Genomic DNA, 25,631 nt, shown 5'->3' with positions numbered 1-25,631 from the left:
CCGGGCCACTCGCCCTCCCCCGTGGGGCGGGCGGCCCGGTCGTCCGCGCCGGACGAACGGACGAACGGACGACCGGGCGGGCGCATGGCCGGCCTCAGCAGCCGCAGTCGTCCGAGTCGGTCGGCGCGGTCAGCGGGTCGGCCTCGGCGCGCCGCTCCCTGCCCTGCCAGGTCTCGACCTCGAAGCCCTCGCGGATCCAGTACTCGATGCCGCCGAGCATCTCCTTGACCTGGAAGCCGAGTTCGGCGAGCGCGAGGGCGGAGCGGGCGCCACCGTTGCAGCCGGGGCCCCAGCAGTACGTCACGACGGGCACGTTCTTGTCCAGCAGCCGCTCGGCCTGCTCGGGGATCAGCGCGGTCGGCAGGTGGACCGCGCCGGGTACGTGGGCCTGGTCCCAGGACGGGGTGGAGCGCGAGTCGACCAGCTGGAAGCCGAGGTCGGCGCCCTGCTCGCGGTGCGCGGTGAAGGCGGCGGCGACATCGGAGACGTCCGCGTGGAAGGCGAGACTGGCCGCGAAGTAGGCGGCGGCCGCGGCGGGGCCGGCCGGCGGGACCCGCAGGACGGGGTTGGCGGTGGCGGGGGCGGCGGGGTTCTGCGTCGTCGTCATGGCCAGAAATCTACGGCGGGTGATCATCTCCAGAAAGGGACTTTCCCCGGCGTATCACTTGTTGGACCGGGGATTCCCCTGATATCCCTCCCCCCATGACCGACTATTCCCCGGACGCCACCGACTGGAAGATCCTCGCCGCCCTGCAGGACAACGGCCGCGCCGGATTCGCCGAGCTCGCCCGCACCGTGTCGATGTCCGCCAGCGCGGTCACCGAGCGGGTGCGCCGCCTGGAGGAGGCGGGAGTGATCACCGGGTACACGGCCGTCGTCGACCCGGAGCGGCTCGGCAAGACCATCCTCGCCCTGGTCCGGCTGCGCTATCCGCACGGCAACTACAAGCCGTTCCACGACCTCCTGGAGACCACGACGGACATCCTGGAGGCGCACCACGTCACCGGTGACGACTGTTTCGTGCTCAAGGTCGCCGCCCGCTCGATGCGGCACCTGGAGGAGATCACCGGCCGGATCGCCGGGCTGGGCGCGGTGACCACGAGCATCGTCTACTCCTCACCACTGCCCCGCCGCCCGCTCAGCCCGTGAGGCGGCGCGGCCCGTGAGGCGGCGCGGCCGGTGAGGCGGCGCGGCCGGTGAGGCGGCGCGGCCGGTGACCTTCCCCCGTCGGACCGCCCGACCGGCCGCCGGCGCGTCCAGGCGCTGCCGCACGAATGATCAAGGAACGCTGCACGCATGGCACAGCATGCGACGGCAGCGCTTCGTACGGTGGTTCGGCATGTCTTGACCACATCGTGAAGGGCCGGCCCCAGTGTCGTTCTCCACCCTTGCCGCCGGCTCGCTCGCCGCCGCACAACAACGGCCAGAGCGGCATGTACTGGCGCTGATCCGCCACCGGCCCGCACGCCCCGCGGCGTTCCGCTCGTGTGCGGCATGCACACGACGGGCACCGGTGCGGCGGCTCAGCCCGTGTGATCCGCTCAGTCCGTCAGGCTCCCCGTGCGGTGGCGGACCACCGAGCCGCCGCGTCGCTTGACGACCTCCAGCTGGGCCTGGACACGGGTGCGCAGGTCCGCGACGTGGCTGACGATGCCGACGCTGCGGTCCCGTTCGCGCAGCGAGTCCAGGACGTCGAGCACCTCGTCCAGGGCCGCCTCGTCCAGGCTGCCGAAGCCCTCGTCGATGAAGAGGGTGTCCAGGCGCGTCCCGCCGGCCTCGTCGGTGACCACGTCGGCCAGGCCCAGCGCGAGGGCGAGCGAGGCGAAGAAGGTCTCGCCGCCGGACAGGGTCGCGGTGTCGCGCTCGCTGCCGGTCCAGGCGTCTACCACGTGCAGCCCGAGCCCGGAACGCCCGCGTCCGGTGGCCTTCGCGTCGGAGTGGACGAGGGTGTAGCGGCCGCCGGACATGCGCAGCAGCCGCAGCGTGGCGGCCGCGGCGACCTGCTCCAGCCGTGCGGCCAAGACGTACGCCTCCAGCCGCATCTTGCGTTCGTTGTCGGCGGAGGTGCCGGCGGTCAGCGCGGCCATCCTGGCCACCCGGTCGTACGCCTCGCGCAGCGGCCCGAGCGCCCGCAGCTCGCCGTCGGCCTGCCGCGAGAGCCGGTCCACCTCGGCGCACCGCAGCCGGGCCGCGTCGAGGGCCGAGGAAGCCGCGCGCAGCCCGGCGGCGGCCCGTTCGGCGTGCGCCTCGGCGGCTTCGGGGTCGGCCGGGGGCCGGGCCGCGGCGGCGGCCGTGTCGGCCTCGGCGAGCCGGTCGGCCAGCGCCGCCTCCTCGGCCTGCCAGCCGTCCGCCCGGCGTTGCAGCGCGGCGTGCTCGTACTCCGGCAGGACGGCCCGCGCGGCGTCGTCGGTGGTGTCGAAGCCCGCCGTGAAGGCGGCGTCGGCGAGGCGGTCGTCCGCCTCCTTGAGCCGCTCGGCGGCCGCCGCGGCCCGGCGCAGCGCCTCGGCGGCGCCCGTCACTAGGGCGACGCGCCGCTCCAGCAGCCGGGCCCGGTCGGCGACGCTCGGCGCACCGCCGCGCACCTGCGCCAGTTCCGCCTCCAGGCCGCGCTGTTCGTCGTCCAGTGCCTCGCGGCGCGAGGCGCGGGCGGCGGCGCGCGCCTCGGCGTCCCGGCGCGCCTCACTGCGGGCGGTGTACTCGCGCTCGGCGCCCGCCAGCGCCTCCCGGGCGGCGTGCAGGGCGGCGGCCGCGGTGTGCGCGGCGGTGTGCCGCCGCGTCAGGTCGGCGGTCAGGGCCAGCAGTTCGGCGGTCGCGGTGTCCCCGGCGGCCGTCGCGGCCTCCGCACGGGCCTCGGTGACGGCGGCCAGCCGGCGCTCGGCGGCCGCCCGCCGCTCCTCGGCCGCCTCCAGGTCGGCGTGGGCCGCGTCCTCGGCGGCCCGGTCCACGTGTCCGGGCGCCGGGCGGGCCGGAGCGGGGTGCTCCGGCGAACCGCACACCGCGCACGGCTCCCCGGCGGCCAGCGCCGCGGCGAGCTCGGCCGCGATGCCCCGCAGCCGGGCCTCCTTGAGCTCCAGCCAGCGTTCCTTGGCGGCCGCCGACTCCTCCCGTACGGACAGCAGCGCGCCCTCGACGGCCGCCGCCTCGGCGGTCAGGGCGTCCCGGCGCTGGGCGGCGGCCAGTTGGAGGCGCGCGGGTTCCAGGCGGCCGGCGAGCTGCTCGGCCAGGGTCGCGGCCTGCTGGGCGGCTTCCACCCGGTCGCGCAGGGCGGTCCGGGCGGGCTCCCAGCGGGCCAGCCAGTCGGTGGTCTCGCGCAGCAGCTCGTCGGCGGCGCGGGCCTCCCGGTCCAGGGCGGCCCGCTCGCGGCCGATTTCGGCGCTGCGCGCCTCGCTGCGGTGCGCGGCGCCGAGGGCGCCGAGATCCTCGCGCAGCCGCTGCTCGACACCCGCGAGCTGTTCGGTCCCGGCCTCGGCGAGCGGCGGCGGCAGTTCGGCGCGGGCGGCGGCCTCGGCGCGCGTGGCCGACCCGTGGGCACGGGCGGCGGCCTCGCGCAGTTCCAGGGCGGGCGCGATCAGCGCGGCGCGCCGGGCCCGGTCCAGCAGCAGGCGTACCCGCTCGCGCTCGGGTGCGGCCTCGGCCAGCAGGGCGGCGCGGCGCCGGCCCTCGGCGTGCCGGCGCTGCAGCCGGTCGAGTTCGCGGGCGTCCTCGGCCGCGCGGCGGGCGGCGGCGTGCCGGCTCTCGGCGGCGGCCAGGGCATACTCGGCGACGACCCGCCGCTCCCGGGTGGCGCAGCGGGCGACGGCGGCCCAGGCCCGTACCGCCTCGGCGAGACCGGGATCGCCGGGCTGGTGCGCGGGCATCCGCCAGGCGCGCAGGTCGGGGCTGTCGCCGGCGGCCTGGGCGAGCCGCTGGGCGGTGCCGAGCACCTTCTCGTCGCCGGCCCGCACCTTGGCCTCGGCGTCGCGGCGGCGCTCGGCGAGCAGGGTCTCGACGGCGGCGAACCGACGGGTGTCGAAGAGCCGGCCCAGCAGCCGCCCGCGCGCCTCGGCGTCGGCGCGCAGGAACCGGGCGAACTCGCCCTGTGGCAGCAGCACCACCTGGCAGAACTGCTCGCGGCTCATACCGAGGAGCTGCTCGATCTCCTCGCCGATCTCCTGGTGCGAGCGGGACAGGGACCGCCAGCCGTCGTCCCCGTCCCCCGCGGCGGCGCTATCGCCCGTCCGCTCGCGCAGCCAGCTCTGCGCCTTGTCCTTGGTGGTGCCCTTGCCGCGCTTCTTGGGCCGGTCCTGTTCGGGGCGTCGGGTCAGCTCCAGGCGCCGCCCGCCGAGCGTGAGTTCGAGGGTGACCTCGGTGGGGGTGTCCGGGCTGGCGTGGTCGCTGCGCAGGGAGGCGCCGGGGGCCTGGCGGGCGCCGGGCACGGAGCCGTACAGGGCGTAGCAGACGGCGTCGAGGACGGAGGTCTTGCCGGCGCCGGTGGGACCGTGCAGCAGGAAGATCCCGGCGCCGGACAGGGCGTCGAAGTCGATCTCCTGGGGCTCGGCGAACGGCCCGAAGGCGGTGACCTCGAGCCGGTGCAGCCTCATCGCGCGCGCTCCTGGCGGGTGTCGTCGGAACGGACGTCGTCGAACGCGGCCCGCAGCACGGCGCGTTCGGCATCGCTGGCGGCGCCGCCGCCGCGCACGTGGGCGACGAAGTCCTCGGCGATCTCCTGGTCGCTGCGGCCCCTGAGGCGCTGGGCGTAGGAGCCGGCGGTCTCCTCCTCGCGGCCCTCGGGCGCGAAGACGAGGCTGAGGGCGTGCGGGAAGCGGGCGGTGAGGCGGGCCATCGGGTCCTCGGGCCGGACGGGGTCGGTGAGGGTGGCCTCGACCCAGGACTGTTCGTGCCCGGCGAGGGCGGGGTCCGTCAGCAGGGTGTCGAGGGGGCCGCGGATCCGGGCGAGCGGGCGCGGTACGGGGGTGTCGACGCGTTCGGCGGTGACGGCGCCGGCCGCGTCGAGCTCGACCAGCCACATGGACTTGCGGTGGCCGGCCTCGGAGAAGGAGTACGCGAGCGGGGAACCGGAGTAGCGGACCCGTTCGTTGATCGTCTGGCAGCCGTGGAGGTGCCCGAGGGCCACGTAGTCGACGCCCTCGAAGACGGCGGCGGGGACGGCCGCGACCCCGCCGACGGTGATGTCGCGTTCGCTGTCGCTGGTCTGTCCGCCGGTGACGAAGGCGTGCGCGAGCACGACGGAGCGGGTGCCGGGCGCCCGCGCGGCGAGGTCGGCGCGCACCCGGTCCATGGCGGCCCCGAGCACGGCCTCGTGGCTGACGCGACCGGCGGCGAACTCGTCCTTGACCAGCGCCGGCTCCAGGTAGGGCAGCCCGTAGAGGGCGACGTCGCCGTGTACGTCGGCCAGCACCACCGGGTCGGCGCAGCCGGCGGGGTCGGTGCGCAGGTGGATCCCGGCCCGGCCGATGAGCGCGGCGCCGAAGCCGAGCCGGCGGGCGGAGTCGTGGTTGCCGGAGATCATCACGGTGGGTACGCCGATATCGGCCAGACGGTGCAGGGCCCGGTCGTAGAGCTCGACGGCGGGCAGCGGGGGCACGGCCCGGTCGTAGATGTCGCCGGCGACGAGGACGGCGTCGACCTCGTGCTCGCGCACGGCCTCGACGAGGTGGTCGACGAAGGCGGCCTGGGCGCCGAGCAGGCCGACCCGGTGGAAGGACCGGCCCAGGTGCCAGTCGGAGGTGTGCAGGAACCTCATCGCGCCGCTGCGCCCCCGTCCGCCCCGCCGCGCACGCCGGTCCCCCCGCCTTCCGTGATGTTCCGGTTGTCCCTCTGCCCCTGTGGCCCCTCTACGCTAACGCCTGTCCGGGTGGGTCCGGGTGCGTCCGGGCTCACGGGGCGTAGGTCTCCCCGCCCAGGGCGAGGGTGGCGGTGCCGGCGGTGGAGTCGGCGAGCCAGGCCTCGAAGGCGGGCAGGTCGGCCTCGGGGAGGGCGATCTCGATCTCGACGGCGGCGCCGTAGCGCAGGTCGACGACGGTCCGGCCGGTGGCGCGCAGGTCGTTCTGGATCTTGCCGGCCCGCTGGTGGTCGACGGTGACGGTGGCCAGCCGGTAGCGGTGGCGGGTGACGGTGCCGAGGGCGTCGAGGGCCTCGCCGACCACCCCTCCGTAGGCGCGGATCAGGCCGCCCGCGCCGAGTTTCACCCCGCCGTAGTAGCGGGTGACGACGGCGACGGTGTAGCGGACGTCGCGGCGCATGAGCATCTGCAGCATGGGGACGCCGGCGGTGCCGCCGGGTTCGCCGTCGTCGCTGGCCTTCTGGACGGAGGCGTCGGCGCCGATGACGTAGGCGAAGCAGTTGTGCGTGGCGGTGGGGTGCTCCTTGCGGACACGGGCCACGAAGTCCTGGGCCTCCTGCTCGGTGGCCGCCGGTGCGAGCGCGCACAGGAAGCGGGAGCGGTTGATCTCGGACTCGTGCACGCCCTCGCGGGCCACCGTCGCGTAACTGTCTGCCTTCACCCTCTCCACCCTAAGGGGGCGTTCCTGGGAATCGGACCCGTGTCCGCACCGTTGATCCGGTGTGCGGGCCGGCAGCGGGCCGGCCCCGCGACGAGCAGGAGGCGGGCGCGTGTACGGCGACCGGGAGACCATCCGCAGGATCCTCACCCAGCACGGCGACACCTGGGCCGTGGTGGGCCTGTCCAACAACCGGGACCGGGCGGCGTACGGGGTGGCGCGGGTCCTGCAGCAGTTCGGCAAGCGGGTCGTCCCGGTGCACCCGAAGGCCGAGACGGTCCACGGCGAGCAGGGCTACCCGTCGCTGGAGGCCATCCCGTTCAAGGTCGACGTGGTCGACGTCTTCGTCAACAGCGAGCTGGCGGGCGCGGTGGCCGACCAGGCCGCGGCGGCCGGGGCCGACGCGGTCTGGTTCCAGCTCGGGGTGATCGACCCGGCGGCGTACGAGCGGACCCGCGCGGCCGGCCTGGACATGGTGATGGACCGCTGCCCGGCTATCGAGATCCCGGCTCTGTGACGCCGGCCGCCGGCGGGACGGCCGAGGCCACCGGCGGGATGGAGACCGCCATGGTCATCTCCATGGGGCCGGGGCCCTCGTTGCGGTAGGTGTGCGGGGCGTTCGCCTCGAAGGAGACGGCGCCGCCCGCCGGGACCGCGTACGTCCGGTCCGCGACGACCAGGGTGAGCTCCCCGGCCGTGACGTGCAGCATCTCGAACGTCCCGGCCGGGTGCGGGTCCGAGGCCGTGCCCTCGCCCGGCTCCAGGCGGTAGGTCCACATCTCCAGGGGACCCCGCCGGTCGTCGCCGAGGAGCATCTGGGCGGCGCTGCCGCCCTCGGTGCTCCACATGCGCACCCCCTGCCCCGGCAGAACCACCTTCACCTGCGGGGTGCGGTCGTGGTCGAGCAGGGTGGTGATGCTGACGCCGAGTGCGTCGGCCAGTTTGACCGTGGTGCCGACGCTGGGGTTCGTACGGGCCTGCTCGATCTGGATGATCATCCCGCGGCTGACCCCCGCGCGGGCCGCCAGTGCGTCCAGCGTGAATCCGCGCTCACCGCGCCACCGCTTGAGGTTGCGGGCGAGCGCCTGGGTGAGCTCTTCGAGGTCCGACACATTCCGTCCAGTATTTTGGATGACAGAGTTCAATGGACTGCACTAACGTGCGCTGCACTCAATCGTTCATCACACTGTACTGCGAGGCCTCGCCATGACCACACTGTTCGCCCTGGCCACAGCCCTGCTGTGGGGCCTCGCCGACTTCGGGGGCGGACTCCTCACACGCCGTGTCCCGGCGCTGACCGTGGTCGTCGCCTCCCAGACGCTGGCCGTCGTCGTGCTCGGCGTGATCGTCGTGGGCACCGGCGGCTGGAGCGAGGCGGGCCCGCAGCTGTGGTGCGCGGTGGCCGCCGGTGTGGTCGGGCCGGTCGCGATGCTGAGCTTCTACAAGGCGCTGGCGCTCGGGCCGATGGGCGTGGTCTCGCCGCTCGGCTCGGTGGGGGTCGTCGTACCGGTCGCGGTCGGGCTGGCACTGGGCGAGCGGCCGGGTCCCGGCCAGTTCGCCGGCATCGCCGTGGCCGTCGCCGGCATCGTCCTGGCGGGCGGGCCGGAGCTGCGCGGGGCGCCGGTGCAGCGGCAGGCCGTGGTGCTGACCCTGGTCGCCGCCTTCGGCTTCGGCGCGGTCATGGCCCTGATCGCGGAGGCGTCCACCACGCTGACCGGGCTCTTCCTCGCCCTGTTCGTGCAGCGCGTGACCAACGTGGCCGTGGGCGGCGCCGCGCTGTGGGTCCAGGTCCGCCGCGGCAACCCGGCCCTGCCGGAGGGCGCCGGCCTCGGTCTCCTGTGGGGCATGGTGCCCGCACTCGCCTTCGTGGGCCTGGCCGATGTCGCGGCCAACGGCACGTACTCGCTCGCCGCCCAGAACGGCCCGGTCACCGTCGCCGCCGTGCTCTCCTCGCTCTACCCGGTGGTCACCGCACTGGCGGCCTTCGTGATGCTCAAGGAACGGCTGCGCGCCGTACAGGCAGCGGGCGCGGGCCTGGCCCTGGCGGGCACGGTCCTGCTGGCCGCAGGCTAGCCGCCTCTTCCGGATCCCGCTCCCCCGGCTACGGCTGCACGTGGCGGCCCATTGTCGACCCGCGGGCGAGGGCGGGGGCCGAGCCGGCGTCGGCCGCCGACCCGACTCCGAGCCCTTCACGTCCGGCCAGCTCCGCAACCGGCCGATCGAAGGTCGGACTGCGGCGGCCCTGTGCCTAGGCCGGGTCCGGCTCGGTCAGTTCGGTCAGGTCGCCCAGCTCCGCCAGCGCGCGCAGCTGCTGCGGGGTGACGCCGTCCGGGATGGGCCGGGGCGCGGGCGTGCGCAGCGGCGGCTGCCAGCCGGTCTCGGGCGTCCAGCGGCGTACGACCCGCGCGGGGGCGCCCGCGACCACGCTGTGGTCGGGCACCTCGCCCCGTACGACGGCCCCCGCGGCCACCACCACGTTGCGGCCGATCCGGGCTCCGGGCAGGATCACCGCGCCCGTGCCCAGCCAGCACCCCGGGCCGATCTCGACGGGTGCGCTGCGCGGCCACTGGCGGCCGACCGGCTCGTGCGGGTCGTCGTAGCTGTGGTTGGTGGAGGTGATGTAGACCCCCGGCCCGCAGAAGACGTCGTTGCCGATGGAGATCCGGGTGTCGGCGATGACGTGGCTGCCCCGGCCGAGAACCACCCCGTCGCCCAGGACCAGCATGGGGTCGGGGCCGAGGTCCAGATCGGGCATCATCCCGGCGGTCAGGGTGACCTGCTCGCCGATGATGCAGTGGGCGCCCATGTGGATCCAGCGCTCGCCGAAGACCGTGCCCTGCGGGAAGGCCAGGCGCGTGCCGTGGCCGATGGCGCCGAAGCGCAGCCGCCCGGGGGTCTGCGCGGTGACCGCGCCCGCCTGCTGCATCCAGCGCCAGCCGGCGTGCACGGCACGGTTGGCGAGGCGGCGGCGCAGCGCGCCCAGAGATGAGAACGTGTTTCTGTTCTTCGGCACCCGGCCACGGTAGTGGGCCGGGCCTCCGGCGTCGCATCGCGGCCCTGTGATCTTTACCCCATCGCCCGCCCGGGGCGGCGCGTGTTCTACCGTGCGGGAAGCGCGGCAACCTCACCCGAGACAAGAGGAACAGACCATGACGCACCAGGCCGGCCAGGCACTCGTCGCAGGCGTGGGCGGGAAGCACCCGCAGATCGACCCCGGGGCCTTCACGGCGCCCACCTCCGTGGTGATCGGCGAGGTCACCCTGGCCGCCGGGACGAGCGTCTGGTACTCGGCGGTGCTGCGCGCCGACTGCGGGCCGATCACGCTCGGCGCCGACAGCAACGTCCAGGACAACTGCACGCTGCACACCGACCCGGGTTTCCCCGTCTCCATCGGCGAGCGGGTCTCCATCGGTCACAACGCGGTGGTCCACGGCTGCACGGTCGAGGACGACTGCCTGATCGGCATGGGGGCGACCGTGCTCAACGGCGCGGTCATCGGCGCGGGCTCGCTCGTCGCCGCGCAGGCGCTGGTGCCGCAGGGCATGGTGGTCCCGCCCGGCTCGCTGGTCGCGGGCGTCCCGGCGAAGGTGCGCCGGGAGCTGAGCGAGGAGGAGCGCGAGGGCATCCGCGTCAACGCCGCCATGTACACCGAGCTGGCCGGGCAGCACCGGGCCTCGGTGACGGGCGCTGACGCGTGACGCACACCGCGTGACCTGCGACGGTCACGCGCCCCCGCGCGAACCGGCCGCCGTACGGGATCCCCGGGCCCCGTACGGCGCGTACGGCGCGTACGGCGTGTGACGTCCGTACCGCTGGTCAGTCGCGGACCGCGGCCGCCGGCTCCGGCTCCGGCTGCGCCGGGAGCGCGGCCGCCGCGGCCGCGGCGCCCTCGGCGCGGGCCTTCTTCGCCCGGGCGCGCAGCACCAGCATCGTGGTCACGCCGATCAGCACGGCGAGCACCAGCCCCAGCCACGAGAACCGCTTGAGCCAGGCCTCCGCGACGATGCCGACGTAGTAGATGACGGCCGTCGTCCCGCCGGCCCACAGGATCCCGCCGAAGACGTTGGCGATGGCGAACTTCCAGTACGGCATGTGCAGCACGCCGGCCAGCGGCCCCGCGAAGATCCGCAGGAGCGCCACGAACCGTCCGAAGAAGACGGCCCACATGCCCCACTTCTCGAAGGACCGCTCCGCCATGGCGATGTTGGCCTCGCCGAAGTGCCTCGGGAAGCGCCGGCCCAGCCGTTGCAGCAGCGGCTTGCCGCCCCTGCGGCCGATGGCGTAGCCGATCGAGTCGCCCACGATGGCGCCGGTGCTCGCGCAGATGCCCAGCACCAGCGGGTCGACGTCCCCGTGCTGTGAGGCCAGCAGCGCCGAGCTCACCAGGATGATCTCCCCCGGCAGCGGGATGCCCAGGCTCTCCAGTCCGATGACCACCCCCACCAGGAGGTAGATACTCACCGCCGGCACGGTCTCGAGCCATTCCTGGATGTGCACCGGTGCGTCCTCCCGCGTCCCAGGCGCGTCCCCTGTGACGCACCGACCGGGCAGCCTACCCTCTGCCGATCACCTGACCACGGCTCTGGCCCGCAGCGGCAGGTCCCGCGAGGACCGGCCCACGGCCACCTCGCGCAGCCCCTTCCCCACCACCCACGCGTGCTGCGCGGGGTCCCAGGAGGACAACGTGCGCGCGTCGAGGTCGAGGGTGACCCGCTGGGACTGCCCGGGGGCCACGGTCAGCCGCCGGTAGCCGGCCAACGCCCGCACCGGCTGGTCGAGCCGCAGCTCCGGCGAAGGGCCAAGGTACACCTGGGCCACCTCCGTGCCCTTGCGGCGTCCGGTGTTGCGTACGGTGAACTCCACGCGCAGGCCACCGCGTTCGGGCCGGACGGTCAGCCTCTCGTAGCTCCAGGTGGTGTACGACAGCCCGTGGCCGAAGGCGAACAGCGGCGTCACGCCCTGCGCGTCGTACCAGCGGTGGCCGACCTGGATCCCCTCGCTGTACTCCTGGCGGCCCCCGACGCCCGGATAGCGGGCCGGGTCCCCGCCGGCCGGGTGGGAGGAGTCGTCGGCCGGGAAGGTCTGGGTGAGCCGCCCGCCGGGGTCGACGTCACCGAAGAGCACGGAGGCGGTGGCGGCGGCGCCCTCCTGGCCCGGGTAGTACATCTGGAGCACGGCGCCCGTACGGGCCAGCCACGGCATGGCGACCCCGCCCGGGGTGTTGAGCACCACCGTGGTGCGCGGGTTGACGGCGGTGACCGCCTCGATCAGCCGCGCCTGGCCGCCGGGCAGGGCGAGGCCGGTGCGGTCGGTGCCCTCGGTGGCGTCCTCGTAGGCGAACAGCACCACGGAACGCGAGGCCCGGGCGGCCTTGACGGCCTCGGCGAGGTCGGCGGCGCGGCTGGCCCGCGTGGTGTGGCGCAGCCGGAAGCGCTGGCCCGCGGCCCCGCCCTCGGCGGCGACGGAGAGCCGGTGGGTGCCGGCCTTCAGGGCAACGGTGCGACGGCGGACGGCGAGCCCGTCGGGCGCGGTGCCGAGCAGCCCGCCCGCGTACCGCTCGGCGACGCCCTGCCGTACGGGGAACAGCGGTTCGTCGTCGACGCGCACGTCGGGCCGCTTGCCGCTGTAGTGGACGAGCACGGTCCACTCGTCGTCCTCGGCGAGGGTGAACTCCGCCTGGTGGCTGAAGCCGCGCCCCGCCTGCACCGTGCGGTTCTCCAGGTCGGCGGGCGGGGTGAGCAGGCCACGGGGCAGCGGCTTGCCGTAGACGTCCTCGCCGAGGGCGTAGCGGACGGTGGCCGTGCGCCCGGCCCGCTCGCGGATCGCCGTGTACGGGCTGACGGCCCGTTCGGGCACCACCTGGGCGCTGCCGCCGCCGCCGACGAAGGGCACCCCGCCGGTGGGGCCGACGACGGCGACGGAGCGGGCCGCGGCGTCGGCCAGGGGCAGCGTGCCCTGCTCGTTGCGCAGCAGGACGGCGCCGGCGACGGCGACCCTGCGGGCGAGCCGGGCGCCGGCGGCCGCGTCACGGGCGGGCCGGGCGGCGGGGCGGGGGTCGAGCAGACCGAAGCGGTCCATGGTGGTGAGCACACGGCGTACGGCGAGGTCGACGGCGGATTCGGGGAGTGAGCCGCCGCGGACCGCCTCGCGCAGCGGGGCGCCGAAGTGGGTGCCGCCGGGCATCTCCATGTCGAGTCCGGCGCCCAGGGCGGCGACGGTGCTGCGGGCGGCGTCCCAGTCGGACATCACCCAGCCGTCGAACCCCCAGTCGCCGCGCAGCAGTTCGTCCAGCAGTTGCTTGTGCTCGCACGCCCAGGTGCCGTTGACCTTGTTGGAGGCGCCCATGACGGCGCCGGCTCCGGCGGCGACGGCGGCCTCGAAGCCGCGCAGTTCGGTCTCGCGCAGGGTCTGTTCGGCGGCGACGACGTCGATCGTCTCGCGGGCACGCTCCTGGTTGTTGAGGGCGAAGTGCTTGACGGTGGCGACCAGCCCCTCGTCCTGGATGCCGCGGACCACCTCGGCGACCAGGTCGGCGGTGAGCTTGGGGTCCTCGGCGAAGGTCTCGAAGTTGCGGCCGGCGAACGGGGTGCGGATGAGGTTGACCATCGGCGAGAGCAGGACGTCCTGGCCCAGCGCCCGGCCCTCGCGGCCCAGGACGCGGCCGTACGCGCGGGCCAGCGCCGGGTCGAAGGCGGAGGCCAGCAGGACGGGCGCGGGCAGGGCGGTGGCCGGTTCCGCCACCCGGACGCCGGCGGATCCGTCGGCCAGCCGCAGCGGGGGGATGCCCAGGCGTGGGACGCCGGGCACGTATCCGGCCTGGCCGAGGGGGGCGGGGTCCTTGCCGCCGTGCAGCAGGGCGGTCTTCTCGTCGAGGGTGAGCCGTTCCAGCAGGGCGTCGACGCGCGCGGCGCGGCCGGGTCTGGGCGCCACCGGAGCCGGGGCCGCCCGGGGGGTCGTCCGTACGCCCGCGCCCGGCGGGACGGTGGCCACGCAGCCACCGGCCCCGGAAGCGGCGGCCGCGGCGGCGAGCAGCCGGATCGCGGCGCGGCGGGAGAGGGCGGGTCCGGCGGACGCCGTGGGGGCGACGGACCCGGCGTCACCGGCCGCACCGGCTCCGGTCGCGTCGCTGGCCTCGCTCATGGGCGCTCCCTGCAGGTCGGCGGCGGGGGCGGCCCGCGCCGGGCCGCCCCCGGCCCACTGTGCGGCCCCGTACGCCCGTGGCCCCGTCAGACGCGCAGACGGGGGCCGCCGGTTCAGCCCTGCGGCGGGCGGGGCGGCGGCCCGCCGGGTCGGCCGGAGGTGCCCCGCCGCTGGTCAGAGCGGTCCGCTTTGACAGCTCCCCGGGGAGAGGGGAGGGTGGAAATGACCCAGATGTCTCATTGGCAAGCAATTGCCGGGAGGTGTATGGAAATGCGCCGGAGGATCATGGCGGCAGTCGTCGCGGGGGCCGCAGGTATGACCCTGGGCCTTATGCCCGTGAGCGGAGCTTTCGCCGCTGACGGACACACAGGCCGGCACTGCTCGGACAACACGCACAACTGGCGCGGCGACAACCGGTCGGACTGGTGCGATGACGACGGATACGGCGGCAACGGCTACCGTCATGCCTACTGGAACGGCGACGACCGGGGCGGCTACGGCGGCTACGGCGGCAACGGCTGGCACGACGACGACCACGACGGCTGGGGCGGCCGGGGTGGCTACAACGACGGCTGGGACGGCCGCGGTGGCGGCTGGGGCGGTCACGGTGGTGACGGCTGGGGCGGCGGCGGCCACGACGACGGCTGGGGCGGCGGCTGGGGCGGCCACGACGGTGGCGGCCACGGCGGCTGGCACTGACCGGCCGACGCGTACGGCAGGAGCGTGACCCCTCACCGGGGGGTCACGCTCCTTCGCCGTCCGGGCCCCGGCCCGGCCGGACACGCCCCGGGCCCCGCCGTCCTAGGAGTTGGGACGCAGGGTCCACACGACGGTCATCTCGCCCGTCACGGCCTCGTCCTCGCGCTGGATGGCTACGGCGACCGGGAACTCCGGGCGGCCGCCCGCGTCGAGCTCGGCGACCACCTCGGCCGCGGGGCGGCCCAGGGTGGCGGTGGCCGTCACGACGCCCTTGGCGAGCTTCTTGTAGCCGATCTCGGCCTTGACCGCCAGCGGGACAGCGCGCGAGAGCTGCTCGCCGAAGGCCGCCAGCACGATGGCGCCGCTCGCCGACTCGGCGAGGGTGAACATGGCGCCGGCGTGCGGGCCGCCGACGTGGTTGTGGTAGTCGGGCTGGTCGGGCAGCCGGACGACCGCGCGCTCCGGGGTGGTCTCCAGGAACTCGAGGTTCAGGGTGCGGGCCATCGGCACCGTCGCGGCGAGCAGTTCGCCCACGTTCATCTGTTCTGCGCTCATGCAACGCGATGTTACCCGCGAGTAGATGAGCTTGACCAGACCCGTCGGGGGACCGGACGTGGCCGCCGCCGCGCGCTCCCACTATCGTTACCGGCCATGTGGCCAGGACAGCAGCAGCAGCCCGGGGGCGAGCAGAACCCGCAGGACGCGCACCAGAACCCGTACCAGCAGCAACCGGGGCAGCAGCCGAACCCCTACCAGCAGCCGGCCTACGGCCAGCCGCAGCCGGGGTACGGCCAGCCGCAGCCCGGGTACGGCCAGCAACAGCCCGGCTACGGATACCCGCAGCAGCAGGGGTACGAGCAGCAGCCGGCCACGCAGCCGTGGGCCCAGCCGCCCATGCCGCCGCAGCCGCCCCACGTGCCCCAGGGCTCCGGGGGCAGCGGCAGCTCGGCCTCCACCAAGACCATCGCGATCATCGCGGCCTCGGCCGTGGTGGCCGCCGCGGCCGTCACCGCGGCCTTCGTCCTGACCAAGGACGACGACAAGGGCGACCCGCAGGCCAACGACAAGCCCGAGACCGGCGCCTCCGCACCCGCCTCGACGCCGCCCGCCACCTCCGCCGCCCCGGCCGCCCCGAGCGACAACCCGCGCGCCGGCGGCCAGCTCCAGCCGACGGTCCCCGGCTGGAAGGTGGTCTTCAACCCCAACTACGGCGTGGCCTTCGACGTCCCGCCGGAGTGGGCGGTGGCCTCGTCCGGCCTGTCGACCGGCTACGGCGACGACTCCAAGTCGGACGGCTCCCCACTGATCATGATGTCGGCACCGGCCTACCTCAAGGAGGACTGGTGCAAGGTCGACTCCGACAAGAACGGCAAGGAGGAGAGCTACCCGCTGGGCACCACCGGCACCAAGGGCGGCCAAGGCGGCACGGACACCGCCTCGAACTCCCGTGACAACGCCGGTTCCTGGGTGTACGCGGCGTACTCGCAGAAGCAGCCCAAGGAAATGGTCAAGATCACGACCCCGAAGGAGTTCACCACCGCCTCCGGGATCAAGGGCCACACCGCCACCGCCACCGTGAACGGGCTGCCCAAGACCCACAAGTGCTCGGTCACCGACGCCAAGTCGGTCTCCTTCAGCTTCCGCAACGCCAAGGGCGACTTCGCGAACTGGGTGATGTTCGGTCCGACCGGCGTCGCCGAGGAGATCAAGCCCGAGGTCTACGAGAAGGTCATGGGCTCGATCCGGCTCTCCGGCTGAGCGCCGACGCCGCCCTTTCCCCTCCCGGGCCGGAAACCGGTTTGGCTTCCCGGCCCGGGGCGGGGATAGTCCCTGGGTGACCCTTCCTGCCCCGGCCCCGCGCAGCCGCCTCGCGCGCCGCCGCCCCGCCTGGGCGGGACGCAACTACAGCCTGCTGACGGGCGCCGCCGTGGTCACCAACCTCGGCAGCCACGGCGCGCTCATCGCCGCCGCCTTCGCCGTCCTGGAGGCGGGCGGCTCCAGCGGTGACGTCGGTCTCGTCGCGGCTGCGCGCACGCTCCCGCTCGTCCTCTTCCTCCTCGTCGGCGGGGCGCTCGCCGACCGGCTGCCGCGTCACCGCGTGATGGTGGCCGCCAACGCCCTCAACTGTGTGTCCCAGGCCGCCTTCGCCGCGCTGGTCCTGCTGGGCGAACCGCGTCTGTGGCAGATGATGCTGCTGACCGCGCTGTGCGGCACCGGCACCGCCTTCTTCAACCCGGCCGCCGAGGGCATGCTGCTCTCCAGCGTCTCGGGCGAGCACGCGAACCGCGCGTTCGCCCTCTTCCGGATGGCCATGAACGGCGCCGGCATCGGCGGCGCCGCGCTCGGCGGGGCCATGGTCGCGGCGCTCGGGCCCGGCTGGGTCCTCGCCGTCGACGCGGCCGCCTTCGCCTTCGCAGGCGCGCTGCGGGCCTTCCTCGACGTCGGTGACGTCGCCGCGCGGGCGCCCGGCGGCGGGCTGCTGGCCGATCTGCGCGAGGGCTGGGCGGAATTCCGCAGCCGGCCGTGGCTGTGGGGCATCGTGCTGCAGTTCGCCGTCGTGGTCGCCGTCGTCGGCGCGGCCGAGGCGGTCTACGGTCCGCTGGTCGCCCGGGACCACCTGGGCGGGCCCGCGCCCTGGGGCTACGCGATGGGCGCCTTCGGCCTGGGCACCCTCGCCGGCGCGCTGCTGATGATGCGCTGGAAGCCGCGCCGGCTGCTGCTGGTGGGCACGCTGTGCGTGTTCCCGCTGGCCCTGCCCTCGGCGGCGCTGGCCGTTCCGCTGCCCGCGTGGGGGCTGTGCGCGGTGATGTTCCTGACCGGCACGGCGATCGAGGTGTTCGGGGTGAACTGGATGACGACGCTGCACCAGGAGATCCCTGAGGACAAGTTCTCCCGGGTCTCCGCGTACGACTGGTTCGGGTCGGTGTCGATGCTCCCGCTGGCCACCGCGCTGGCAGGCCCGGCCGAGTCCGCGTTCGGCCGCTCCGGCGCGCTGTGGGGCTGCGCGGGGCTGGTGGTGCTGGCCACGGCGCTGGTCCTGCTCGTCCCGGACGTCCGGAGGATCACGCGCCGCCCGGTGGACCCCACGACGAGCCCGGTCGAGGAAGCACAGGTACCCGCCAAGGTCACCCCAGGCTGAACGCCCCGTCCGGCGGCCGCGGCGAGGGTACGGCGTCCACGTCGGCCACCGGCCGGGCGTCGCCGATGAGCCGGGCCAGCGCCGGGCCCTCGACCACGCGGGCCGGGAAGGCGTCACCGGCGCAGCGCCGCGCGAGCGCCGCGGTGGGCAGCCCGGCGTCCGAGGCCAGCAGCACCACGTTGCCGAAGCGGCGGCCGCGCAGCACCGAGGGCTCGGCGAGCAGGGCGAGCTCGGCGAAGTGGGCGCGGAAGCCGGCCAGCTGGGCGCGCAGGAAGCCGAAGGGGGCGCCGTCGGCGAGGTTGGCGGCGTAGAGGCCACCGGGGCGCAGCACCCGGGCCGCCTCGTGCGCGTACTCCACCGACGTCAGCGCGGCCGGCACCCGCGAGCCGCCGAAGACGTCGGCGAACAGCACGTCGGCGGTGGCGGCGGGCGCCTGTTCCAGCCAGCTCCGGGCGTCGGCGGCGTGCAGGGCCACGTCGGCGCCGGCCGGCAGCGGCAGGTGCGCGGCGACGAGGTCGAGCAGCGCGCCGTCGAACTCGACGACCCGCTGGCGCGAGCCCGGCCGGGTGGCGGCGGCGTAACGGGGCAGGGTCAGCGCTCCCCCGCCCAGGTGGAGCAGGTCCAGCGGGACGCCGGGATCCGCCGCGCAGTCCAGGACGTGCGCGAGCCGGCGGACGTACTCGAACTCCAGGTGTTCGGGGTCGTCGAGGTCGACGTACGACTGCGGGGCCCCGTCGACCGTCAGCAACCAGGCCCGCTCCCGGTCCACGTCGGGCATCAGCTTGGCGACGCCCTGGTCCACGTCCCGCACCACCGGAATCTGCTCACCACTCACCCCACCATTCTCCGCCGCCCCCCCACCCCCACCCGACCCCGGCCCGCCCCCAGAACCCCGGACCCTGGACCCGGGGGCTCAGGAACCCGGGGGCTCGGGGTTCAGGGCCCGCCAGAGGGCTCAGGAACACGGAGGTCAGGGCCCGGGGGGCAGGGCCCGGGGGTCAGGGGGACCAGACCTGGGTGACCTCGGCCACGTGGGACGGGGCCTGGGCGAGGCCTGCGCGGGCCGCCGGGGCCCGCCGCGCCGGGTCCAGCACGTTGCGCCCGAAGGCCTGGCGCGCCTGCCGGGACGGGTGGATCACGGCCACCTCCGCGCCCGCCGCGCGCAGCGCCGCGGCCTGCGTCAGCGGTGCGGGGATGTGGCCGGCGCCCAGCGTCATCGGGGCGATGATCACCACACGCCGGTAGCCGGCCGCGAGGTCGGCGTTGGCACTGGAGCGGATGCCGCCGTCGATGTAGCGGCGCTCGCCCACGGTGGCCGGCGGCCACACCCGCGGCACCGCGCAGCTGGCGCAGACCGCGTCGACCAACTGGGCCCCGCTCTCCCGGTCGAAGGCCTTGAGCTCACCGGTCAGGGCGTCCACGGCGGTGACCACCAGGCGTCGCTCGGGCCACTCGTGCGAGACCAGGCGCGCCGCCAGTACGGTGCGCCGCGCCGCCTCGTCGCCGGTGTCCGCGGCCAGCGCCAGCGCGCCGATCCGGCGCCGGTAGCCGCGCGCGTCCGTGGAGCGCAGCATGGTCAGGGCGTACCGGGCGAGGACCCCGGCGCCCAGGCGCGCCACGTCCTCGCCGGCCGGGTCGGCGAGCTGGCGCTCGTACAGCTCGCGCGGGCCGAGCAGCCCGGAGGTGAGCTGCGCGCCGACCACGGAGCCGGCGGAGGTGCCCACGACGAGGTCGGCGCCGGACAGGTCCACGCCCGCCTCGGCGAGGCCGCACAGGATCCCGGCCTCCCAGCCGATGCCGGTCAGTCCCCCGCCGCCGAGCACCAGTGCCCGCTCGCCGCCGCCCGTCGCCGCCATCGCCGCCCCCGTCCTGGAATGTGTGGTGACGGCAGTGTGGCAGTGCCGCACTGCCGTCACCAGGCCGGGGCCGGGCCTGGCCGGCGCCTCGGCCGAGGGCGCGGGCGGCGCCCTCAGCCGAGGACGGCGGTCACCGTGCCCGCGCCGACCGTGCGCCCGCCCTCGCGGATCGCGAAGCCGAGCCCGGCCTCCAGCGGGACGTCCCGGCCGAGCTCCACGGTCATGGTGACCGTCTCGCCGGGCCGGGCGACCGCGCGGTCGCCGAGGTCCACGTCGCCGACGACGTCCGCCGTCCGTACGTAGAACTGCGGGCGGTAGCCGGAGGTCAGCGGTGTGCTGCGGCCGCCCTCGCGGGCGGAGAGCACGTACACCCGGGCGGTGAACCGGCGGCTGGGGGTGACGCTGCCGGGCGCGGCGACCACGTGGCCGCGGCGCGCCTGCTCGCGGTGCAGCCCGCGCAGCAGCAGCGCCACGTTGTCGCCCGCCTCGGCGGACTCCATCGGCTTGCCGAAGGTCTCCAGGCCCGTCACGACCGTCTCCACCGGCTCGCCCTCGCCGCCGAGCAGCGCGATCCGGTCGCCGAGGGCCACCCGGCCGCGCTCGACGGCGCCGGTGACGACCGTGCCGCGGCCGGTGATGGTCAGCACGTTCTCGACCGGCAGCAGGAACGGGGCGTCCGTGTAGCGCACCGGCATGGGTACGTACGTGTCCACCGCGTCCAGCAGCGCACCGATCGCCGCGGTCCACCGTGGGTCGCCCTCCAGCGCCCGCAGCCCGGAGACCCGGATGACGGGCACGCTGTCGCCGCCGTAGCCGTGCTGCGCGAGCAGGTCGCGGACCTCCAGCTCGACGAGGTCGGTGAGCTCGGGGTCGCCGGCGTCGGCCTTGTTGAGGGCGACGACGATGTGCTCGACGCCCACCTGCCGACTGTCCGGGAAGGGTCAGCTTCGTGCGCCGTCGAACGCATCGATCAGGAAGACGGCAGCCTTCGGCGCGTCCGCGACTGCGGACGGCGCTGCGGGGAAGGCGTACCGGGACATGCGGCCGATGGTGCCAGGCGGCCCGCGCTCGCGTCGAGCGAATTACCCCGCGCGTGCAGGGCCTTGGGGCGCGCTCCCGCCCCTCATGCCGTACCGGCGGACGCCCCCGCACCGGGCTCCGGCCACGACGGCAACTCAGTCCCACGGCTCCGGCCCCGGCCCCGGCCCCGGCCCACGACTACGGCCCCGGTCCACGACGACCGGCTTCGGCCGGATGAGACCCAGATGACGGCGCGATGCCGGATACGTCGGTTAGTCTCCCCGGATGTCCCTCCTCCTCACGCCGTGGACGCGGCTGTCGCTGCTCGTCGTGCTGCTCGTCGCGGCCGGCGGGTGCGTCCTGCTCTACGAGCCCCAGCGGCTGCTGTCGCAAGGGTGGACCCCCGGCATTCCGGCCGGCCTCGCGGCCGTGCTCTATGCGCTCGTGTACGGCCTGTGCACGGCCGCGCTCGTGCCACGGCCGCTGCTGAACCTGGGCGCGGGGGCGCTGTTCGGAACGGCCCTGGGGCTGCCGGCCGCGCTCGCGGGGACCGTGCTCGGCGCGGGCATCGCGTTCGGACTGGGCCGGGCCCTGGGCCAGGACGCGCTGCGGCCGCTGCTGAAGGGGCGGCGCTGGCTGGAGGCGGCCGACGGACAGCTCAGCCGCCACGGGTTCCGGTCGATGCTGGCGGTGCGGATCTTCCCCGGAGTGCCCTTCCAGGTGGCCAACTACTGCGCCGCGGTGTCCCGGTGCCGGCCACTGCCGTTCCTGCTCGCGACCGCGCTCGGTACCATCCCCAACACGGCCGCGTACGTGGTCGCGGGGGCCAACGCCGCCTCCCCGACCTCGCCCGTCTTCCTCGTCTCGTTCGGTTTCATCGCCCTCTCCCTGCTCCTCGCGGGGACGGTCGCGTGGCGCAAGCGGCACCGTGTCCGGGAGTCGTTGGACGTTCAAGGGACCCCTGTGGTCAGCGGTGCCTCGCACGGGCCCTAGCATCGGACCCGAACTGCCCGACGATCACAAGGACGAGCGCACCCCGACATGAGCTGGTTCGAATCTCTAATCCTCGGTCTCGTCCAGGGGCTTACGGAGTTCCTCCCGATCTCCTCGAGCGCCCACCTGCGGCTGACCGCGGCGTTCGCCAACTGGGAGGACCCCGGGGCGGCCTTCACCGCGATCACGCAGATCGGGACCGAGGCCGCGGTGCTGATCTACTTCCGCAAGGACATCGCACGGATCATCTCCGCCTGGTTCCGCTCGCTCACGAACAAGTCGTTGCGCTCGGACCACGACGCCCAGATGGGCTGGCTGGTCATCGTCGGCTCGATCCCGATCGGTGTCCTCGGCATCACGCTCAAGGACGCCATCGAGGGCCCCTTCCGCGACCTGCGGCTGATCGCCACCATGCTGATCGTAATGGGCATCGTGCTCGGCATCGCCGACCGGCTGGCGGCCCGCGACGAGACCGGTGGCCGGCACCGGGCGATCCGGGAGCGCAAGACGCTCAAGGAGCTCGGCGTCCGGGACGGTCTGATCTTCGGTCTCTGCCAGGCCATGGCGCTGATCCCGGGTGTGTCCCGGTCGGGTGCGACGATCTCCGGCGGTCTGCTGATGGGCTACACCCGTGAGGCGGCGGCCCGCTACTCCTTCCTTCTGGCCATTCCGGCCGTGCTGGCCTCGGGCCTGTTCGAGCTGAAGGACGCGGGCGAGGGGCACGTGTCCTGGGGTCCGACGATCTTCGCGACGGTGATCGCCTTCTTCGTCGGCTACGCCGTGATCGCGTGGTTCATGAAGTTCATCACCACCAAGAGCTTCATGCCGTTCGTGATCTACCGGATCCTGCTGGGCATCGTGCTGTTCGTGCTGGTCGGCACCGACGTGCTGAGCCCCCACGCGGGCGAGTCCGGACACTGATCCACGGCGCGCCCGGCGCGCCGCGACGTCGCGAGGGCCGCACGGGAACGTTCCCGTGCGGCTCTCGCGTCGTTGTGCCTAGGAGACCTGAAAGGCGAGGAAGCAGGGGGTGTCCCATGGGGCGAGTGGTGCTGGAGCGTTTTCCGGCGGGCAGTCCGAGGGGAAGCTGGCCGGCCGAGGAGTACGCGGCCCAGCGGATGCGCGAGGGGGTGCCGGCCGAGGTGGTGATGGACCTGGCCACGGACGCTTTCCTGGTCGTCGTACGGCAGCGGGAGGCCGTTTCCGGCCACTGAGCGCCCGCCCGCCCGATCCCGTGCCCGTATGCCCCTTGGCCTCACGGGTCCGCTGATCCACACTGACCCGATGACGCAGCGTGTGGATCTCGCGAGGGTAATGGACCGGATGGCGATCGACGCCGTGGTCACCGGGTACGCGCTCGCCGTGGACGACGGGGACTGGGTGGCGTACCGGGCGCTGTTCACCCCCGCCGGACGCGCCGACTACACCTCGGCGGGCGGTATCGAGGGGCCCGCGGGCGAGGTCGCCGCATGGCTGGCGCAGACCATGGAACTGTTCCCGGTGCGCCAGCACCTGATCTGCAACCGGCTCGTCGAGCTGGAGGACGACGCGGGCGGGCCGGGCGACCGGGCGCGGGTGCGCGCGGACTTCGTCAATCCGATGCGGCTGGCGGGCACCGACCACGACGGGAGCGTGACCTCCCCCAATTTCGTGGCCGCCGGACGGTACTCCTTCGCGCTCGCCCGTACCCCCGACGGCTGGCGGCTCACCGGTGTGACGGTCCACGAGAAGTGGCGGCACATGTCGGCCTGAAGCAGGGTGGGACCGGGCCACACTGGAGGGGAGGCGTCAGATGCAGTCCGACCGGACCCGGTGGTGGTGGCGTGCCGTCGCGGCGCCGGTCGCCGGCGCGCTGCCGGCGCTCGCCTTCCCGGCGCCCGCCCTGTGGTGGTGGGCGTACGTCGCCCTGGTGCCCTGGATGCTGCTGCTGCGGACGGCGCCGAGCGCACGGCGGGCGGCCCTGGAGGGCTGGCTCGGCGGCCTCGGCCTGATCCTGGCGGTCCACCACTGGCTGCTGCCCAGCCTGCACGTGTTCCTGCTCCCGCTGGCCGCGCTGCTGGGGCTGCTGTGGATCCCCTGGGCGCTGCTGGTGCGGCGGCTGCTGGGCGGGGTCCCGCCGCCCGGCCGGGCCGCGGCCGCGCTGGTCCTCGTACCGGCGGGGTGGCTGCTGCCGGAGCTGGCGCGGTCCTGGCAGGGGCTGGGCGGGCCGTGGGGGCTGCTGGGGGCCAGCCAGTGGCAGGTCCCGGCGGCGCTGCGGGTGGCGTCCGTGGGCGGGGTGTGGCTGGTGAGCCTGCTGGTGGTGGCGGTGAACTGTGCGGTGGTGATGCTGGTCGCCGTACGCCCGGCCCGTGCCCCGGCGCTGGCCGGGCTGACGGGGTGCGCCGTGCTGACGGCGGCGGTGTGGTGGTGGGCGCCGCAGCCCGAGGTCTCGGGCGGGCTGCGGGTGGCGGTCGTGCAGCCCGGCCTGGTGGCCGGTCCGCAGAGCGTGGAGCAGCGCTTCGCGGTCGGGGAGCGGCTGACCCGGGAGCTGGCGGGGCAGCGCCCGGACCTGGTGGTGTGGGGCGAGTCCAGCGTGGGGGCGGACCTGGCGGCCCGCCCGGACCTGGCGCGGCGGCTGGCGGCGCTCTCGGCGGAGGTGTCGGCTCCGCTGCTGGTCAATGTGGACGCGCGCCGCTCGGACCGGCCGGGGATATACAAGTCCTCCGTGCTCGTCGGCCCGCAGGGCCCGACCGGTGACCGGTACGACAAGATGCGTCTGGTCCCCTTCGGCGAGTACATACCGGCGCGCGCGGCGCTCGGCTGGGTGACCTCGGTCGGCAAGGCGGCGGGCGAGGACCGCCACCGCGGCGAGGCCCCCGTGCTGATGACCCTGCCGGGGGACGGGCGGGGGCGGATCGGCCCGCTGGTCTGTTTCGAATCGGCCTTCCCCGACATGAGCCGGCACCTCGTGCGCGAGGGCGCCGACCTGCTGGTCGCGCAGTCGGCGACGTCCACCTTCCAGAACAGCTGGGCGCCCGCCCAGCACGCCTCCCTGGCGGCGCTGCGGGCCGCCGAGAACGGCCGCCCGATGGTCCATGCCACCCTCACCGGCACCAGCGCCGTGTACGGCCCCGCGGGCGAGCGCCTGGCGGCCCCGCTGGCCGCCTCGGCGAGCACGGCGGCCGTGTACGACGTGCCGCTGGCGCACGGCACCACGCTCTACACCCGCTTCGGCGACTGGCCGGTGGCCGCAGCCCTGGCGGCCCTGGCCGGCTACGGCGCGTACCGCTGGGCGGGGGCGGCGGGGGCGGCCGGGGCGGCGCGCCGGCTCAGGAAGCCTGCTCCAGCGCCGTCAGCACGATCCGCTCGCACAGCTCGTGGCTGGCCAGCGCGTCCCGGGCGCTGAGCGCCTTGCCCACCTGCACGGCCTCCAGGAAGTGGTCCACGGCCTGCTCGATCCCGCGCTGGCGGGCGACCGGCACCCAGTCCCCGCGCCGCCGTACCGTCGGCTGGCCCTTGTGGTCGATGACCTCGGCCAGGTTGACGACCTGCCGCTTGGAGTCCTGCCCGGAGACCTCCAGGATCTCCTCGGTGGAGCCGGAGAGCCGGTTCATGATCCCCAGCGCCGTGAAGCCGTCGCCGGACATCTGGAGCACCACCTGCTCCATCAGCCCCTCGCGCACCCGGGCGCGCACGTCGATGTGGTCGGCCTCGCCGGGCAGCAGGAAGCGCAGGGTGTCGACGACGTGGATGAAGTCGTCCAGCACCAGCGTGCGCGGGTCCTCGGGCAGCCCGACCCGGTTCTTCTGCATCACGATCAGTTCGCGCGGATGGTCGGCGCACTGGGCGTAGCCGGGCGCGTGGCGGCGGTTGAAGCCGACGGCGAGGCTGACGCCGCGCTGCTCCGCCAGCTCCACCAGCCGCCGGGACTCGGCGAACTCGTAGGCCAGCGGCTTGTCCACGTAGGTCGCGACGCCCGCCTCCAGCAGCCGCGAGACGATCTCGGGGTGGGCGGGGGTGGGCGCGTGCACGAACGCCGCGTCCGGGCGCTGCTCCAGCAGCGCGTCGAGGTCGGCGTGCCGGCGGCCGGCCGGGATGTGGTGGAGCTCCCCGATCCGCTCCAGCGTGGCGGGGGTGCGGGTCTGCAGGTGCAGTTCGATACCCGGGCGGGCCGTGAGGACGGGCAGGTACGCCTTCTGCGCGATGTCACCGAGTCCGATACACGCGACCTTCACCGAAAGCCTCCCGAGGGTGCCGTGCGACTGCCGCGCGACTGTCGTGCGACTGCCGGGGACAGCTTAATCC

24 protein-coding genes and 1 pseudogene are annotated in these 25,631 nt (G+C 74.8%); 12 read left to right on the top strand and 13 right to left on the bottom strand.

The window, feature by feature from the left end; genetic code table 11:
* Positions 1 to 94 precede the first annotated feature (94 nt).
* Entirely contained in the window at positions 95 to 607 is a 513-nt protein-coding gene (locus tag ACIPXB_RS31810; RefSeq protein ID WP_401455509.1) for a rhodanese-like domain-containing protein, read from the bottom strand.
* 95 nt (positions 608 to 702) lie between these two features.
* Here ACIPXB_RS31810 and ACIPXB_RS31805 point away from each other — a divergent pair, with 95 nt between their 5' ends.
* Entirely contained in the window at positions 703 to 1,149 is a 447-nt protein-coding gene (locus tag ACIPXB_RS31805) for an Lrp/AsnC family transcriptional regulator (protein ID WP_401455507.1), read from the top strand.
* A gap of 392 nt (positions 1,150 to 1,541) precedes the next feature.
* Here ACIPXB_RS31805 and ACIPXB_RS31800 read toward each other — a convergent pair whose 3' ends face one another.
* The 3 genes from ACIPXB_RS31800 to ACIPXB_RS31790 all read right to left on the bottom strand — a co-directional run bounded on the left by ACIPXB_RS31800 (position 1,542) and on the right by ACIPXB_RS31790 (position 6,503).
* On the bottom strand, positions 1,542 to 4,580 hold the full coding sequence (locus tag ACIPXB_RS31800) for an AAA family ATPase (RefSeq protein WP_401455504.1): 3,039 nt from the start codon (positions 4,578 to 4,580) through the stop codon (positions 1,542 to 1,544).
* Positions 4,577 to 5,743 (bottom strand): exonuclease SbcCD subunit D, encoded by a 1,167-nt coding sequence (locus ACIPXB_RS31795; RefSeq protein WP_401455502.1) that lies wholly within the window; start codon positions 5,741 to 5,743, stop codon positions 4,577 to 4,579. The genes ACIPXB_RS31800 and ACIPXB_RS31795 overlap by 4 nt, the downstream gene beginning before the upstream one ends.
* A gap of 133 nt (positions 5,744 to 5,876) precedes the next feature.
* The gene (locus ACIPXB_RS31790) at positions 5,877 to 6,503 is read right to left on the bottom strand and encodes a YigZ family protein (RefSeq protein ID WP_401455500.1); all 627 of its coding nucleotides are present in this window, start codon (positions 6,501 to 6,503) and stop codon (positions 5,877 to 5,879) included.
* 109 nt (positions 6,504 to 6,612) lie between these two features.
* On the opposite strand from ACIPXB_RS31790, the gene ACIPXB_RS31785 reads away from it, so the two are divergent.
* On the top strand, positions 6,613 to 7,017 hold the full coding sequence (locus ACIPXB_RS31785; protein WP_401455499.1) for a CoA-binding protein: 405 nt from the start codon (positions 6,613 to 6,615) through the stop codon (positions 7,015 to 7,017).
* On the opposite strand, the gene ACIPXB_RS31780 is transcribed toward ACIPXB_RS31785, so the two are convergent.
* Positions 6,995 to 7,612, bottom strand: a complete 618-nt coding sequence (locus tag ACIPXB_RS31780; RefSeq protein WP_401455496.1) for a helix-turn-helix domain-containing protein — start codon at positions 7,610 to 7,612, stop codon at positions 6,995 to 6,997. The two genes, ACIPXB_RS31785 and ACIPXB_RS31780, sit on opposite strands and share 23 nt — an antisense overlap.
* A 94-nt stretch (positions 7,613 to 7,706) precedes the next feature.
* Between ACIPXB_RS31780 and ACIPXB_RS31775 the strand changes: the two genes are divergently transcribed.
* Complete coding sequence (locus ACIPXB_RS31775; protein ID WP_401455494.1) at positions 7,707 to 8,573, top strand: EamA family transporter; 867 nt, start codon at positions 7,707 to 7,709, stop codon at positions 8,571 to 8,573.
* 175 nt (positions 8,574 to 8,748) lie between these two features.
* Here ACIPXB_RS31775 and ACIPXB_RS31770 read toward each other — a convergent pair whose 3' ends face one another.
* The gene (locus tag ACIPXB_RS31770) at positions 8,749 to 9,513 is read right to left on the bottom strand and encodes an acyltransferase (protein ID WP_401455491.1); all 765 of its coding nucleotides are present in this window, start codon (positions 9,511 to 9,513) and stop codon (positions 8,749 to 8,751) included.
* Positions 9,514 to 9,649: 136 nt separating this feature from the next.
* On the opposite strand from ACIPXB_RS31770, the gene ACIPXB_RS31765 reads away from it, so the two are divergent.
* Positions 9,650 to 10,198, top strand: coding sequence for a gamma carbonic anhydrase family protein (locus tag ACIPXB_RS31765; RefSeq protein ID WP_401455490.1), 549 nt, complete (start codon positions 9,650 to 9,652; stop codon positions 10,196 to 10,198).
* A 118-nt stretch (positions 10,199 to 10,316) separates the two neighbouring features.
* Here the strand turns inward: ACIPXB_RS31765 and ACIPXB_RS31760 are convergent, their stop codons facing one another.
* Both ACIPXB_RS31760 and ACIPXB_RS31755 read right to left on the bottom strand, forming a co-directional pair.
* The gene (locus tag ACIPXB_RS31760) at positions 10,317 to 10,997 is read right to left on the bottom strand and encodes a DedA family protein (protein ID WP_401455488.1); all 681 of its coding nucleotides are present in this window, start codon (positions 10,995 to 10,997) and stop codon (positions 10,317 to 10,319) included.
* 69 nt (positions 10,998 to 11,066) lie between these two features.
* Positions 11,067 to 13,640, bottom strand: a complete 2,574-nt coding sequence (locus tag ACIPXB_RS31755; protein WP_401455486.1) for a beta-glucosidase — start codon at positions 13,638 to 13,640, stop codon at positions 11,067 to 11,069.
* A 336-nt stretch (positions 13,641 to 13,976) separates the two neighbouring features.
* Between ACIPXB_RS31755 and ACIPXB_RS31750 the strand changes: the two genes are divergently transcribed.
* Entirely contained in the window at positions 13,977 to 14,339 is a 363-nt protein-coding gene (locus tag ACIPXB_RS31750) for a hypothetical protein (protein ID WP_401455484.1), read from the top strand.
* 102 nt (positions 14,340 to 14,441) lie between these two features.
* On the opposite strand, the gene ACIPXB_RS31745 is transcribed toward ACIPXB_RS31750, so the two are convergent.
* On the bottom strand, positions 14,442 to 14,894 hold the full coding sequence (locus ACIPXB_RS31745) for a DUF4442 domain-containing protein (RefSeq protein WP_401455482.1): 453 nt from the start codon (positions 14,892 to 14,894) through the stop codon (positions 14,442 to 14,444).
* Positions 14,895 to 14,990: 96 nt separating this feature from the next.
* Between ACIPXB_RS31745 and ACIPXB_RS31740 the strand changes: the two genes are divergently transcribed.
* Positions 14,991 to 16,097, top strand: coding sequence for a hypothetical protein (locus tag ACIPXB_RS31740; RefSeq protein WP_401455479.1), 1,107 nt, complete (start codon positions 14,991 to 14,993; stop codon positions 16,095 to 16,097).
* Between the two features lie 76 nt (positions 16,098 to 16,173).
* Positions 16,174 to 17,478, top strand: a complete 1,305-nt coding sequence (locus ACIPXB_RS31735) for an MFS transporter (protein ID WP_401455477.1) — start codon at positions 16,174 to 16,176, stop codon at positions 17,476 to 17,478.
* On the opposite strand, the gene ACIPXB_RS31730 is transcribed toward ACIPXB_RS31735, so the two are convergent.
* From ACIPXB_RS31730 to ACIPXB_RS31720, 3 genes and pseudogenes are all read right to left on the bottom strand, one after another.
* A complete protein-coding gene (locus ACIPXB_RS31730; RefSeq protein ID WP_401455609.1) occupies positions 17,465 to 18,256 on the bottom strand; it encodes a spermidine synthase in 792 nt (263 codons plus the stop codon). The two genes, ACIPXB_RS31735 and ACIPXB_RS31730, sit on opposite strands and share 14 nt — an antisense overlap.
* A 220-nt stretch (positions 18,257 to 18,476) precedes the next feature.
* Positions 18,477 to 19,334 carry a patatin-like phospholipase family protein gene (locus tag ACIPXB_RS31725; protein WP_401455475.1) on the bottom strand — a complete coding sequence of 286 codons (858 nt, stop codon included), beginning with the start codon at positions 19,332 to 19,334 and terminating at the stop codon, positions 18,477 to 18,479.
* A gap of 113 nt (positions 19,335 to 19,447) precedes the next feature.
* Positions 19,448 to 20,263: pseudogene (locus ACIPXB_RS31720) on the bottom strand (EF-Tu/IF-2/RF-3 family GTPase); the annotation flags it as partial.
* Between the two features lie 376 nt (positions 20,264 to 20,639).
* On the opposite strand from ACIPXB_RS31720, the gene ACIPXB_RS31715 reads away from it, so the two are divergent.
* The 5 genes from ACIPXB_RS31715 (at position 20,640) to lnt (ending at position 24,732) form a co-directional block, all read left to right on the top strand.
* Complete coding sequence (locus ACIPXB_RS31715) at positions 20,640 to 21,347, top strand: TVP38/TMEM64 family protein (protein ID WP_401455474.1); 708 nt, start codon at positions 20,640 to 20,642, stop codon at positions 21,345 to 21,347.
* A 48-nt stretch (positions 21,348 to 21,395) separates the two neighbouring features.
* Positions 21,396 to 22,268 (top strand): undecaprenyl-diphosphate phosphatase, encoded by an 873-nt coding sequence (locus tag ACIPXB_RS31710; protein WP_401455473.1) that lies wholly within the window; start codon positions 21,396 to 21,398, stop codon positions 22,266 to 22,268.
* Between the two features lie 116 nt (positions 22,269 to 22,384).
* On the top strand, positions 22,385 to 22,561 hold the full coding sequence (locus ACIPXB_RS31705) for a hypothetical protein (RefSeq protein ID WP_401455471.1): 177 nt from the start codon (positions 22,385 to 22,387) through the stop codon (positions 22,559 to 22,561).
* Positions 22,562 to 22,631: 70 nt separating this feature from the next.
* A complete protein-coding gene (locus ACIPXB_RS31700) occupies positions 22,632 to 23,099 on the top strand; it encodes a nuclear transport factor 2 family protein (protein WP_401455468.1) in 468 nt (155 codons plus the stop codon).
* A 40-nt stretch (positions 23,100 to 23,139) separates the two neighbouring features.
* Positions 23,140 to 24,732 carry an apolipoprotein N-acyltransferase gene (gene lnt, locus ACIPXB_RS31695; protein ID WP_401455467.1) on the top strand — a complete coding sequence of 531 codons (1,593 nt, stop codon included), beginning with the start codon at positions 23,140 to 23,142 and terminating at the stop codon, positions 24,730 to 24,732.
* On the opposite strand, the gene ACIPXB_RS31690 is transcribed toward lnt, so the two are convergent.
* Positions 24,656 to 25,561 (bottom strand): Gfo/Idh/MocA family protein, encoded by a 906-nt coding sequence (locus tag ACIPXB_RS31690; protein WP_401455465.1) that lies wholly within the window; start codon positions 25,559 to 25,561, stop codon positions 24,656 to 24,658. The two genes, lnt and ACIPXB_RS31690, sit on opposite strands and share 77 nt — an antisense overlap.
* Between the last annotated feature and the right edge of the window lie 70 nt (positions 25,562 to 25,631).

It is taken from the genome of Streptomyces sp. NPDC090022 (assembly GCF_044748145.1).
Taxonomy (GTDB): Bacteria; Actinomycetota; Actinomycetes; order Streptomycetales; family Streptomycetaceae; genus Streptomyces.
Note: the sequence above shows the minus strand (reverse complement) of the source record. Positions and strands in the feature narration are given on the sequence as shown.

Excerpts from the sequence above, each read along its gene's own strand:
- ACIPXB_RS31745 (WP_401455482.1), bottom strand. The coding sequence starts at position 14,894 with ATGAGCGCAGAACAGATGAACGTGGGCGAACTGCTCGCCGCGACGGTG.
- ACIPXB_RS31810 (WP_401455509.1), bottom strand. The coding sequence starts at position 607 with ATGACGACGACGCAGAACCCCGCCGCCCCCGCCACCGCCAACCCCGTC.
- ACIPXB_RS31800 (WP_401455504.1), bottom strand. The coding sequence starts at position 4,580 with ATGAGGCTGCACCGGCTCGAGGTCACCGCCTTCGGGCCGTTCGCCGAG.
- ACIPXB_RS31775 (WP_401455494.1), top strand. The coding sequence starts at position 7,707 with ATGACCACACTGTTCGCCCTGGCCACAGCCCTGCTGTGGGGCCTCGCC.
- ACIPXB_RS31725 (WP_401455475.1), bottom strand. The coding sequence starts at position 19,334 with ATGGCGGCGACGGGCGGCGGCGAGCGGGCACTGGTGCTCGGCGGCGGG.
- ACIPXB_RS31765 (WP_401455490.1), top strand. The coding sequence starts at position 9,650 with ATGACGCACCAGGCCGGCCAGGCACTCGTCGCAGGCGTGGGCGGGAAG.
- ACIPXB_RS31710 (WP_401455473.1), top strand. The coding sequence starts at position 21,396 with ATGAGCTGGTTCGAATCTCTAATCCTCGGTCTCGTCCAGGGGCTTACG.
- ACIPXB_RS31715 (WP_401455474.1), top strand. The coding sequence starts at position 20,640 with ATGTCCCTCCTCCTCACGCCGTGGACGCGGCTGTCGCTGCTCGTCGTG.
- ACIPXB_RS31795 (WP_401455502.1), bottom strand. The coding sequence starts at position 5,743 with ATGAGGTTCCTGCACACCTCCGACTGGCACCTGGGCCGGTCCTTCCAC.
- ACIPXB_RS31705 (WP_401455471.1), top strand. The coding sequence starts at position 22,385 with ATGGGGCGAGTGGTGCTGGAGCGTTTTCCGGCGGGCAGTCCGAGGGGA.
- ACIPXB_RS31805 (WP_401455507.1), top strand. The coding sequence starts at position 703 with ATGACCGACTATTCCCCGGACGCCACCGACTGGAAGATCCTCGCCGCC.
- ACIPXB_RS31755 (WP_401455486.1), bottom strand. The coding sequence starts at position 13,640 with ATGAGCGAGGCCAGCGACGCGACCGGAGCCGGTGCGGCCGGTGACGCC.
- ACIPXB_RS31740 (WP_401455479.1), top strand. The coding sequence starts at position 14,991 with ATGTGGCCAGGACAGCAGCAGCAGCCCGGGGGCGAGCAGAACCCGCAG.
- lnt (WP_401455467.1), top strand. The coding sequence starts at position 23,140 with ATGCAGTCCGACCGGACCCGGTGGTGGTGGCGTGCCGTCGCGGCGCCG.
- ACIPXB_RS31730 (WP_401455609.1), bottom strand. The coding sequence starts at position 18,256 with ATGCCCGACGTGGACCGGGAGCGGGCCTGGTTGCTGACGGTCGACGGG.
- ACIPXB_RS31700 (WP_401455468.1), top strand. The coding sequence starts at position 22,632 with ATGACGCAGCGTGTGGATCTCGCGAGGGTAATGGACCGGATGGCGATC.